Origin of the sequence: Streptomyces apricus, assembly GCF_008369065.1 — a bacterium.
Taxonomy (GTDB): Bacteria; Actinomycetota; Actinomycetes; order Streptomycetales; family Streptomycetaceae; genus Streptomyces; species Streptomyces apricus.
In genome coordinates, this window is sequence record NZ_VDFC01000005.1 from 89,516 (window position 1) to 101,981 (window position 12,466).

The 12,466-nt window shown below is 72.1% G+C and carries 7 protein-coding genes; 6 read left to right on the plus strand and 1 reads right to left on the minus strand.

The features are described from left to right. The first annotated feature begins 194 nt into the window (after positions 1–194). The 4 genes from FGF04_RS02425 to FGF04_RS02440 all read left to right on the plus strand — a co-directional run bounded on the left by FGF04_RS02425 (position 195) and on the right by FGF04_RS02440 (position 5,833). Positions 195–860 (plus strand): IclR family transcriptional regulator, encoded by a 666-nt coding sequence (locus tag FGF04_RS02425; RefSeq protein WP_149509515.1) that lies wholly within the window; start codon positions 195–197, stop codon positions 858–860. A 397-nt stretch (positions 861–1,257) separates the two neighbouring features. Continuing rightward, entirely contained in the window at positions 1,258–3,285 is a 2,028-nt protein-coding gene (locus FGF04_RS02430) for a M4 family metallopeptidase (RefSeq protein WP_408055581.1), read from the plus strand. Between the two features lie 324 nt (positions 3,286–3,609). Then, entirely contained in the window at positions 3,610–5,256 is a 1,647-nt protein-coding gene (locus FGF04_RS02435) for a M4 family metallopeptidase (RefSeq protein WP_149509517.1), read from the plus strand. A 70-nt stretch (positions 5,257–5,326) separates the two neighbouring features. Further along, positions 5,327–5,833, plus strand: a complete 507-nt coding sequence (locus tag FGF04_RS02440) for a DUF1990 family protein (RefSeq protein ID WP_188113931.1) — start codon at positions 5,327–5,329, stop codon at positions 5,831–5,833. An 80-nt stretch (positions 5,834–5,913) separates the two neighbouring features. Here FGF04_RS02440 and glgP read toward each other — a convergent pair whose 3' ends face one another. Next, a complete protein-coding gene (glgP, locus tag FGF04_RS02445) occupies positions 5,914–8,532 on the minus strand; it encodes an alpha-glucan family phosphorylase (protein ID WP_149509519.1) in 2,619 nt (872 codons plus the stop codon). 1,125 nt (positions 8,533–9,657) lie between these two features. Between glgP and FGF04_RS02450 the strand changes: the two genes are divergently transcribed. Further along, positions 9,658–12,282, plus strand: coding sequence for an alpha-1,4-glucan--maltose-1-phosphate maltosyltransferase (locus FGF04_RS02450; protein WP_235882141.1), 2,625 nt, complete (start codon positions 9,658–9,660; stop codon positions 12,280–12,282). Beyond that, positions 12,279–12,466 (plus strand): alpha-amylase family glycosyl hydrolase (locus tag FGF04_RS02455; RefSeq protein WP_456340023.1); only part of this gene is annotated, 188 nt, incomplete at its 3' end. The genes FGF04_RS02450 and FGF04_RS02455, both read left to right, overlap by 4 nt.

Sequence of the window (12,466 nt, forward strand, 5' to 3'; positions counted from 1 at the left end):
CGGGCCGTGTGTGGTTGCTCGCGCAGTTCCTCGCGCCCCTCGAAGACGGGGCTGCGCCCCTGAGGGCGCAGCCCTTCAGGGGCGCGGGGAACTGCGCGACCAGCCCCCACCCACCGACGGCTTGAGTCGTCCCCGGGCCCGGCGACGCCCTTGGTGCGGGGCGGTTTCGGCGGGCAGGCCCATGCCCGCCGCGTATGCCCCCGCCCCCTGCACCGGAGGGGCTGACCAGACTCGCGTCGGACAGCGGCCTGCCGAAGGCCACCGCGCACCGCCTGCTGGGACAGCTGGCGGAACTGGGCGCGATCGAGCGGCGCGGCGGCCGGTACCGCATCGGGTCGCGCATCTTCCGGCTGGGGCACGGCTGGCAGGCGCACCCGCGTCTGCTGGGCGCGGCGCGGGGGCCGGTGCGCCGCCTGGCCGGGGCGACGGGCGCGACGGTGTCCGTCAACGTGCTGCGGGAGGGCCGCACGATGGTCGTCGCGGCGGTCCCCGGCGAGGTGGACGAGATCGTCCCGGTGCGGCCCGGCGCGCTGTACCCCTGGTCGACCGCGGCCGGGAAGGTGATCGTCGCCGGGGCGCGCCCCGGCCTGCCGCTGGACCCGCTGCCGCCGTCGTGGGCGGCGGACGCGGAGACGATCCGGGACCGCGGGGTGGCGTTCGACCACGAGGAGACGGTCGCCGGGGTGTCCTGCGTGGCCGTTCCGCTGTACGGCTCGGGGCCGTCGCCGACGGCCTCGCTGAGCGTGGTGACGGACGCGTCGTCACCGGTGGCGCGGCTCGCGGACACCGTCGCCCAGGCGGGCCGGGCCGTCAGCGCCGCCCTGCGCCCGCGCGGACCGGGCGTCGTACGCGTGTCGTAGCGACACGACGGAACGGGACACGACGGGACGGGACCGGACCAGGCAAGGGGTTCGGTCCCTGGCCCGGCAAGGGGTCCGGTCCCGGGCCGGGCAGGGGTCCGGTCCCGCCCCGGTGCGCCCGCTTTCGTACGGCCGGGAGGCGGCGGGTCCGTATACCGAACACCGCATCCCGAACAACGGACCCTTTCGGCCAATCTATTGATGCGCMCCTGACAGGGAGCCGTTCCCCTGCCACTCTTCCCACGACCACTCCACAGCAACCTCACAGTCAGCGCCGCCGTGGTGTGGCTCCCCCCACGCACGTGTTTCTGCGTTCCGTCCTGTGCTGCCCGGTCGGCTGCCGGCCGTCCGGTCCCCCCTGGCCACGCGGTCCGTGGCCACGCAGAAGGAGTCCGTGTTGAGACGCACCTCCCACAGACACACCTCGCACTCCACCCGCCGCAGGGGCACCGCCGGCGCGCTCGTCGCCGTCGCCGCCCTGCTCACCGCGGCCGTCCAGACGGGTACGGCGACCGCCGACCCCCGGCCCGCCCCGGGCACGCTCGACAAGGGGTCCCTGGCCGTCGAGCTCTCCCCCGCCCAGCGCGCCGCGCTGCTGCGCGACGCCGACTCCGCGAAGGCGGACACGGCGGCCGAACTGGGCCTCGGCGCCCAGGAGAAGCTGGTCGTCCGCGACGTGGTCAAGGACGCCGACGGCACGGTCCACACGCGCTACGAGCGCACCTACGCCGGGCTCCCGGTCCTCGGCGGCGACCTGGTGGTCGAGACCGCGAAGTCGGGCCGGACCCAGAGCGTGACCCGGGCGGTGAAGGCCCGCCTCACCGGCCTCACCACCAGCGCCGCCGTGAAGCCGGCGGCCGCCGAGAAGCAGGCGCTCAGGGCCGCCGCGGCCGAGGGCTCGAAGCGGACCGAGGCGGACGGCGCGCGCAAGGTGATCTGGGCGGCGGACGGAAAGCCGGCCCTGGCCTACGAGACGGTGGTCGGGGGCCTGCAGCACGACGGCACCCCGAACGAGCTGCACGTCGTCACCGACGCGGCCACCGGCAAGAAGCTCTTCGAGTACCAGGGCGTCGACAACGGCACCGGCAACACCCAGTACAGCGGCTCGGTGACGCTGGGCAGCGCGCAGTCCGGGTCGACGTACAACCTCACGGACACCGGCCGCGGCAACCACAAGACGTACAACCTCAACCGCGGTACGTCCGGCACCGGCACGCTCTTCTCGGGGCCGGACGACGTGTGGGGCAACGGCGCCGCCTCCAACGCCGAGACGGCCGCCGCGGACGCCCACTACGGGGCCGCGCTGACCTGGGACTACTACAAGAACGTGCAGGGCCGCACCGGCATCCGCGGGGACGGCGTCGGCGCGTACTCCCGCGTCCACTACGGCAACAACTACGTCAACGCCTTCTGGCAGGACTCCTGCTTCTGCATGACGTACGGCGACGGCTCGGGCAACGCCAAGCCGCTCACCTCGATCGACGTGGCCGCGCACGAGATGACGCACGGCGTGACGGCGAACACCGCGGGGCTGGTCTACAGCGGCGAGTCGGGCGGCCTGAACGAGGCGACCTCCGACATCTTCGCGGCGGCCGTCGAGTTCTACGCCGGCAACAGCTCGGACGTCGGCGACTACCTGGTCGGCGAGAAGATCGACATCAACGGCAACGGCACCCCGCTGCGCTACATGGACAAGCCCAGCAAGGACGGCGCCTCGAAGGACAGCTGGTACTCCGGCATCGGCTCGGTGGACGTGCACTACTCCTCGGGCCCCGCGAACCACTTCTTCTACCTGCTCAGCGAGGGCAGCGGCGCCAAGACCGTCAACGGCGTCAGCTACGACTCGCCGACCTCGGACGGTCTGCCGGTCACCGGCATCGGCCGCGACAAGGCCGCGCTGATCTGGTTCAAGGCCCTCACCACGAAGTTCACGACCACGACCAACTACGCGGCGGCCCGCACCGGCACGCTGGCGGTCGCGGGTGAGCTGTACGGCACCACGAGCGCGGAGTACACGGCCGTGCAGAACGCCTGGGCGGGCATCAACGTCGGCACCCGGCCCGGCGGGGGCGGCGGCACGTCGTTCGAGAGCACGGCCGTGGTGGCGATCCCGGACAACGGGGCCGCCGTCACCTCCTCGATAACTGTTTCCGGCCAGGCCGGAAATGCACCCTCCAACTTGATCGTGACGCCGAACATCACCCACACCTGGCGCGGTGACCTCGTCGTCGACCTGGTGGCGCCGGACGGCACGGCCTACCGCCTGAAGTCCTTCAGCTCCTCGGACTCGGCGGACAACGTCACCGGCCCCTACACGGTCAACGCGTCCTCCGAAGTCGCCAACGGAACATGGCAGTTGAGGGTCCAGGACCAGGCGGCCCAGGACGTCGGCAGGATCAACGGCTGGAAGATCACGTTCCCGTAGGGCCGAGTTGACAGGCCCGTCACGACCCGATGCCGCCCCGGGAGCCGACTCCCGGGGCGGCACCCTTTTGACCTGGGCTTTGCCGCGCACTTACTTGTTCCTGCCGGTTCCATTGCCGGTCCTTTGCGGCCGATCAAGTCCGCATTGCGTACGCGGATCTTCGGGCAGCGGACGATTTCCGGCCAACCTGCATTCGCCCCGCTGACATGTACGCGACTCAACTGGCACTGTTCACCTCGCACCAACGGCACGCCCGCACCGCAACTTCACCGCAGTCCGGCCGCTTCCCCATGACGGCCGGTCACCCCCCACGAAGGAGCTTGTGTGACCCCCCTCTACGCGCGTCGCAACCGCACCACGCTCGCCATCGCCACCGCCGTCGCGGCCGGAGCCCTCCTCACCACCGGTCTCACGACCGCCTCCGCCCAGACCCCGGCCGAGCAGTCCGAGACGACCCTCGCCGCGGCGCCCGTCCAGCTGTCCCCGGCCGCCCGTACGGGCCTCATCCAGAAGGCCGAGGCCGCCGCTCCGCAGACCGCCGACGAGATAGGCCTCGGCGCCGACGAGAAGCTGGTCGTCAGAGACGTCGTCAAGAACGCCGACGGCACGACCCACACCCGCTACGAGCGCACCTACGCCGGCCTCCCTGTCCTCGGCGGCGACCTGGTCGTGCACGAGACCAAGGCCGGAAAGACGACGGGCGTGACGAAGGCGACCAAGGCGACCATCAAGGTCACCGACGTCACTCCGTCCATCGCCAAGTCCGCGGCCGAGAAGCAGGCCGTGTCCGCCGCCAAGGCCGAGGGCAGCACGAAGTCCGCCGCCGACAAGGCGCCCCGCAAGGTCGTCTGGGCGGCCGACGGCAAGCCGGTCCTGGCCTACGAGACGGTCGTCGGCGGCTTCCAGCACGACGGCACCCCGCAGGAGCTGCACGTCGTCACCGACGCCGAGTCGGGCAAGAAGCTGTACGAGTGGGAGGCGGTCAAGACCGGTATCGGCAACAGCCAGTACTCCGGCAAGGTCACCATCGGCACCTCGCTGTCGGGCTCGACCTACCAGCTCAACGACGCCTCCCGCGGCGGCCACAAGACGTACAACCTCAACCGGGGCACGTCCGGCACCGGCACCCTCTTCACCGACGCGGACGACACCTGGGGCACCGGCGCCGCGTCCAACACCCAGACGGCCGCGGTGGACGCGCACTACGGGGCCCAGGTCACCTGGGACTTCTACAAGAACGTGCTCGGCCGCACCGGCATCAAGAACAACGGCGTCGCGGCCTACTCCCGCGTCCACTACAGCAGCGGGTACGTCAACGCCTTCTGGCAGGACTCCTGCTTCTGCATGACGTACGGCGACGGCTCGGGCAACGCCAAGCCGCTCACCTCGCTGGACGTCGCGGGCCACGAGATGAGCCACGGCGTCACCGCGAACACCGCCGGCCTCAACTACAGCGGCGAGTCGGGCGGTCTCAACGAGGCCACCTCCGACATCTTCGGCACGGCGGTCGAGTTCTACGCGGGCAGCTCCTCCGACGTGGGCGACTACCTCATCGGCGAGAAGATCGACATCAACGGCAACGGGACCCCGCTGCGCTACATGGACAAGCCCAGCAAGGACGGCGCGTCCAAGGACAGCTGGTCCTCCAGCCTCGGCTCGGTCGACGTCCACTACTCCTCGGGCCCGGCCAACCACTTCTTCTACCTCCTCTCGGAGGGCAGCGGCGCCAAGACCATCAACGGCGTCAGCTACAACTCGCCGACGTCGAACGGCTCGACGGTCACCGGCATCGGCCGGGACAAGGCGATCAAGATCTGGTACAAGGCGCTCACCGAGGGGATGACGTCCACGACGAAGTACGCGGGCGCCCGTACGGCGACGCTGAACGCGGCGTCCGCGCTGTACGGCGGCACGTCGAGCGCGGAGTACAAGGCGGTGGCGGCGGCCTGGTCCGCCGTGAACGTGGCCTGACGGCCAAGGAGTCGTGAGGGGCGGTACCCGGGACGAGGCGTCCCCGGGTGCCGCCCTACTCTTGGTGCCCATGCCCTTCACGTACGAGGACGTGGGCGCGACCCGCGACGGCCGGTGCCCGCCCGGCTTCCACCCCCTGCACGTCCGCACCCGCATCGGTGAGGGCCACGAGGTCTTCAGGACGGCCTCCCGGGCGCTCATGACCTGGGAACTCCACCGGGCGATCGGCGTCACCGTCACGACGGACGCCGCCGAGGCGGCCCCGGGCGTGGACGTGACGGTCGGCCTGGGCCCGCTCGTCAAGGCACCCTGCCGGATCGTCTGGACCCTGGACGAGCCGCGCCGGGCCGGCTGGGCCTACGGCACCCTCCCCGGCCATCCCGAGTCCGGCGAGGAGGCCTTCGTGGTCGACCGCACGGGCGACGGCACGGTCTGGCTGACCGTGACCGCCTTCAGCCGTCCGGCCAAGTGGTACGCGAAGGCGGGCGGGGCGGCGACGCGCGGTCTGCAGCACGCGTACGCCCGGCGGTGCGGGACGGTGCTGCGGCGGATGTGCGCGGACGACGAGGCGGTCTAGGACAGCGCCCCGCCCGCCGCACACCACCCACCGCACGCCACCAGCGGCACACCGTCCGGCACGCACCGGGCGGCGGCGGCTCAGCGCATCAGGACCCCCGCCCCCTCCACCAGTTCCTCCGAGGGCACGGCCACCAGGCCCAGTTCCGCGCCGGACGCCAGGAGCCGGTGGGAGGGGAGGACGCGGACCGTGTAGCCGAAGGGGCCCGTGCGGTCCAGGGACAGCGGGCCCTCGTACAGCCAGCGGCCCTCCTGGTCCGGGCCGCCCGCCGGCTTCAGCGGGAAGGCCGCGCCGTCCGTGATGCGGTCCTCCGTGTCGACGCGGCCGGAGACCGCCTGCACCTCGACGTCGTCCGGGGTCAGGTCGCCGAGGCCGACCAGCACCCGCAGGGAGAGCGTCGAGCCCAGTTCGGCCCTGGCCGTCAGCGCGGTCGTCTCGACGTGGTCGACCGTCACGTGCGGCCAGGCCGCCCGCACCCGGGACTTCCACACCGCCAGCTCGCCGGCGGCGGCGTGGTCCATGGACCGGTGGGCCAACGCCGCCGGGGTGTAGAGGCGTTCCACGTATTCGCGGACCATGCGGCCCGCCAGGACCTTCGGGCCCAGGTGGGTCAGGGTCTGGCGGACCATCTCGATCCAGCGGTCGGGCAGCCCGGCCTGGCCCCGTTCGTAGAAGCGCGGGGCCACCCGCTGCTCCAGCAGGTCGTAGAGGGCGGCGGCCTCCAGGTCGTCACGGCGGTCGTCGTCGACCGCGGTGCCGTCCGCCGTGGGGATCGCCCAGCCGAAGTCGGGGCGGAACCATTCGTCCCACCAGCCGTCCAGCACCGACAGGTTGAGGCAGCCGTTCAGCGCCGCCTTCATGCCGGAGGTGCCGCACGCCTCCAGCGGGCGCAGCGGGTTGTTGAGCCAGATGTCGCAGCCGGGGTACAGCTTCTGTGCCATCGCCATGCCGTAGTCGGGCAGGAAGACGATGCGGTGGCGCACCCGCGGGTCGTCGGCGAAGCGCACCAGCTCCTGGACCAGGCGCTTGCCGCCGTCGTCGGCCGGGTGGGCCTTGCCCGCCACCACGATCTGGACGGGCCGTTCGGAATGCAGCAGCAGGTCCAGGAGCCGGTCCCGGTCGCGCAGCATCAGCGTCAGGCGCTTGTAGGACGGCACGCGGCGCGCGAAGCCGATCGTCAGGACGTCCGGGTCCAGGACGCCGTCGATCCAGCCCAGCTCCGCGCTCCCCGCGCCCCGCTGCCGCCAGGACGCGTACAGCCGCTCCCGCACCTCCGTCACCAGCTGCTCGCGCAGGGAGCGCCGCAGGTCCCAGATGTCCTGGTCGGGGATGTCGGCGACGGCGTCCCAGCGGTCGGAGCCGCCGACGGTGAGGGCGTCCTCGGTGCGCTGGGCGCCGATCTGCCGGGCGCCGAGCCGCAGCACCTCGGGCGCCACCCAGGTGGGGGCGTGGACGCCGTTGGTCACCGAGGTGATGGGGACCTCGGCCGGGTCGAAGCCCGGCCACAGGCCTGCGAACATCTCGCGGCTGACCTGGCCGTGCAGCAGGGAGACGCCGTTCGCGCGCTGGCCCAGGCGCAGGCCCATCACCGCCATGTTGAAGAGGTTCGGCTCACCGCCCGGGTACGTCTCCAGACCCAGGCGCAGGATGCGCTCGACGTCGATGCGGGGCAGCTCGGCGGCGGGACCGAAGTGGCGGGCCACCAGTTCGCGGTCGAAGCGGTCGATGCCGGCGGGCACCGGGGTGTGGGTGGTGAAGACGGTGCCGGCCCGGACCGCCTCCAGCGCGGCGTCGAAGTCGAGGCCCTCGGCGGAGAGCTCGTGGATGCGCTCCAGGCCGAGGAAGCCCGCGTGGCCCTCGTTGGTGTGGAACACCTCGGGCCGCGCGTGGCCGGTGAGCCTGCAGTACGTACGGACGGCGCGCACCCCGCCGATGCCGAGCAGCATCTCCTGCAGCAGCCGGTGCTCGCTGCCGCCGCCGTACAGCCGGTCGGTGACGCCGCGCTCGCCGAGGTCGTTCTCCTCGACGTCGGAGTCGAGCAGCAGCAGCGGGACCCGGCCGACCTGGGCCAGCCAGATGCGCGCGTGCAGGGCGGTGCCGCCGGGCAGCGCCAGGGAGACCCGGGCGGGTGTGCCGTCGGCCTCGCGGAGCAGGGAGACGGGCAGTTCGTTGGGGTCCAGGACCGGATAGTGCTCCTGCTGCCAGCCGTCCCGGGACAGGGACTGGCGGAAGTAGCCGTGCCGGTAGAGCAGTCCGACCCCGATCAGGGGCACCCCGAGGTCGCTGGCCGCCTTGAGGTGGTCCCCGGCGAGGATGCCGAGGCCCCCGGAGTACTGGGGCAGCGCGGCCGTGATGCCGAACTCGGGTGAGAAGTAGGCGATGGCGTCGGGCCGTTCGGGCGGCTGGGACTGGTACCAGCGGTCGCCCGTCACGTATTCGTCCAGTTCGTGGGCGGCGTCGGTCAGCCGCCGCACGAACCGCCGGTCCTGCGCGAGCTGGGCCAGCCGTCCGGACGACACGTTCCCGAGGAGGCGCACGGGATCGCAGCCGGAGGACACCCAGCGCTCGGGGTCCACGGACTGGAAGAGGTCACGCGTCTCGGCGTGCCAGGACCAGCGCAGGTTGCGCGCCAGGTCGCTGAGGGGCTGGAGGGCTTCGGGGAGTACGGGGCGCACGGTGAACCTGCGGATGGCCTTCACGAGCTTCCACCTTCACGGAGGACGTACCAGGGCGGCGTACCAGGGCGATGTGTCGGAACGGTCTGTCGGAACGATGTGTCGGAACGGTGTATCGGGGTGACGCCTCGGAGCGGTGTATCAGGGCGGTGCACCGGGGCGGTTCGGTCGGGGTCGGGGCCGTGAGGGGCACACGTCGGTGTGCGCCCCCGTCACCCACGACGGTAGCGGCGAGGGTGCCCGCGCAACTACGGCGCGAAGTGCGCCGCACGGTGCGCCTCGCCGCCGTCCGGGCCGTCCGGGACCGGTCGCGTCCCGTCCGCGGGCCCCGGACGCGCGGGACCGCGCTCGCTCCGCGCGGCTCGATTTCGCCGCCTCCCGGGTGTGGGCCGAACGGGCGGCACGGCCGGTACGGCCGGTTCCGTCCCGGCGTACGGCCGCGTGGCCCCGCTCGCCCCGCGCGAGGGCGCCGGGTGGGGATCCGGCCACCGTCCCGCACGGCCCGGCCGGGAGCCGCGAGGTGCGCGGGACCTCCGCGGGGGCGTACGCCCTCGGTCCGATCGCGCCGACCCGTGTCTCCGGTCCGTGTCAAGGTGCCGGTCACGGCCGGGACCGGCGGCAGGGAGGACGGACGGGCGGACTTCCCGGGCCGGGGCGCGCGCCGACCCGTTCGCTTCCGGCATGGGCATCACCTCCGCGCCGCACCCGCATGACTCCGACAGGACGATCTTTCCGGTTACCTCGACGGCGCCGCTCCATGCCGCGGACCTGAACGGCCCGCACCCCGCCGGCCCACCCCGTTGCGACATCCGTGCAGGTCAGAGGGGGTCCATTCGAGTGGGCGGCCGTCGGAAAATCGTCCGGCGCGGGTCCCGGTTCACCGCCGGGGCACCCGCAGGTCGACAAATCTTGACCAACGCCCACCAAGAGACCTGTCTCATCTCGCGAATCCGGGGCAGATCCTTGAAGGATCCTTGGCGGATACGCGTCGGGCGAGGCCGGTCTTGTGTGTGGACATACGCGCGAGTAGTTAACAAAGTGCCGGATTGCCCACCCGAAAGGGGTGGGAAGGCTCCTCCGGTACCCACCACAGGAGCACCTCCTCACACTCTCATCCGCCCACCCTCGTTGACGCGGACAGGAGCGGTCATGCCCGCCATGCACCACCAGTCGTCACCACCCACGACGCCCGGCACGACACCACCCCCGGACCAGGGGGAGAAAGCAGACCGGCCACGGTCCCCGGCCACCGCCGCCGGGACGGACCGGACAGCCGCGACGGCGAAGGCGGCCAAGCCCGTCAAGTCGTCCAAGCCGGCCAAACCGGCGAAGACACCGAAGTCGGCCAAGCCGGCGAAATCGGCCAGGCCCGCCCGGCCGGACGGGTCCGCCCCGACGGGCGGGTCACCGCTGCCGGTTCCGTCCACGGAACCGGCCGGACCGGCGACAACCGCCGCCGGGAAGGGCGGGAAGGCTGGAAAGGCCGCCGTCGGAAGAGCCGGGAAGGTCACCGCCGAGCCGGCCACCACCGAGCCGCCCGCCACCGAGCCGCCCGTCACCGAGCCAGCCGTCGCCGAGCCGGTCACCGCTGCGCCCGCCGCCATCGAGCCGGTCACCACCGAGCCGCCCGTCGTCGAGCCGGTCGTCGCCGAMCCCGCCACCACCGGCTCCGACGTCCCCGCCGCCCCCGCGCACGCGGGCGCGTCCGCGGGCGCGAGCGCGTCGGCAGGCGCGTCCGCGTCGGCGAGCGCGCCGGAGTACACGCCCGCGATCGGCCGCATCCCGGTCCTGGACGTGCGTCCCCTCGTCGCGGGCGGCCGCCGGCCCGCGAAGGCGGTGGTGGGAGAGGCCTTCGAGATCTCCGCGACGGTCTTCCGCGAGGGCCACGACGCGGTCGCCGCGAACGTCGTCCTGCGGGACCCCGAGGGCAACCCGGGCCCCTGGACCCCTCTGCGCGAGCTGGCGCCCGGCACGGACCGCTGGGGCGCCACCGTCTCCGTACCGCGGACGGGCCTGTGGACCTACACCGTGGAGGCCTGGAGCGACCCCGTCTCCACCTGGCACCACCACGCCCAGATCAAGATCCCCGCGGGGATCGACACCGAGCTGGTCCTGGAGGAGGGCGCGCAGCTGTACGAGCGGGCCGCGGCCGGGGTGCCGGAGAGCAAGGGCCGCCGCGCCGCGCTGCTCGCGGCCGTGGAGGCCCTGCGCGACACCGGCCGTCCCGCCGCCGCCCGGCTGGCCGCCGCGCTCACCCCCGACGTGCGCCACCTCCTCGCGCGCCACCCCCTGCGCGAGCTGGTCACCTCCGCCGAGCCGCTCCAGCTGCTGGTGGAGCGGGAGCGGGCGCTGTTCGGCTCCTGGTACGAGTTCTTCCCGCGCTCCGAGGGCGCGGTGGTGGAGCCCGGGAAGCCGCCGGTCAGCGGCACGTTCCGGACCGCGGCGCGGCGGCTGCCCGCGGTCGCCGCCATGGGCTTCGACGTGGTGTACCTGCCGCCGATCCACCCCATCGGCACGACCTTCCGCAAGGGCCGCAACAACACGCTGGATCCGGGCCCGGACGACGTCGGCGTGCCCTGGGCGATCGGGTCGCCGGAGGGCGGGCACGATGCCGTGCACCCCGATCTCGGCACGATCGACGACTTCGACGACTTCGTGCGCCGGGCCGCCGAGCTGAACCTGGAGATCGCGCTGGACTTCGCGCTCCAGTGCTCGCCCGACCACCCGTGGGTGGAGAAGCACCCGGAGTGGTTCCACCACCGCCCCGACGGCACGATCGCGTACGCCGAGAACCCGCCGAAGAAGTACCAGGACATCTATCCGATCGCCTTCGACGCGGACATGCCCGGGCTGATCCGGGAGACGGTCCGGGTGCTCCGGTTCTGGATGGACCACGGTGTGCGCATCTTCCGCGTGGACAATCCGCACACGAAACCGGTCGTGTTCTGGGAGCGGGTGATCGCGGAGATCAATCGCACCGACCCGGACGTGATCTTCCTGGCGGAGGCGTTCACCCGTCCCGCGATGATGCACACGCTCGGCGCGATCGGTTTCCAGCAGTCGTACACTTATTTCACCTGGCGCAACACCAAGGAAGAACTGACCGAATACCTCACCGAGCTCTCCGGTGACGCGGCCTCCTACATGCGGCCCAATTTCTTCGTGAACACCCCGGACATCCTGCATGAATTCCTGCAGCACGGTGGCCGGGGCGCTTTCGAACTGCGCGCGGTACTGGCGGCGACGCTCTCCCCGTCCTGGGGTGTCTACAGCGGGTACGAGCTGTGCGAAGGCGTGCCCGTGCGCGAAGGCAGCGAGGAGTACCTGAACTCCGAGAAGTACGAACTGCGCCCCCGGGACTGGGAGGCGGCGGAACGCGAAGGCCGCAGCATCGCCCCCCTGATCACCGAACTGAATGCGATCAGGCGGCGCAGCCCCGCTCTCCGGCAACTGCGCGACCTGCATTTCCACCACACGGACAAGGAGGCGGTGCTTGCGTACTCGAAGTCCGTCACGGACGCACGCGGATCGAACACGGTTCTGGTGGTCGTGAATCTCGACCCCCACCACACCCAGGAGGCCACGGTCTCGTTGGACATGCCACGACTGGGCCTGGACTGGCACGAGTCGGTACCGGTGCGCGACGAGCTCACCGGCGAGATCTACCACTGGGGCAGGACCAACTACGTGCGCCTCACCCCCGGACACGCGCCCGCGCACGTACTGACCGTCCTGCGACCGTCCTCACCGCCCACCGGAGGGTCACCCACATGATCGTCAACGAGCCCGTCGAGGACAAGTTCGAGGACACCCCCGCAAAAGACCGGGACCCCGAATGGTTCAAACGCGCCGTCTTCTACGAAGTCCTGGTCCGCTCCTTCCAGGACAGCAACGGCGACGGCATCGGCGACCTCAAAGGCCTCACCGCCAAACTCGACTACCTGCAATGGCTGGGCAT

What these genes read in the sequence shown, in the direction of transcription:
- FGF04_RS02425 (WP_149509515.1), top strand. Translation starts at nt 195, where the DNA reads ATGCCCCCGCCCCCTGCACCGGAGGGGCTGACCAGACTCGCGTCGGAC.
- FGF04_RS02440 (WP_188113931.1), top strand. Translation starts at nt 5,327, where the DNA reads ATGCCCTTCACGTACGAGGACGTGGGCGCGACCCGCGACGGCCGGTGC.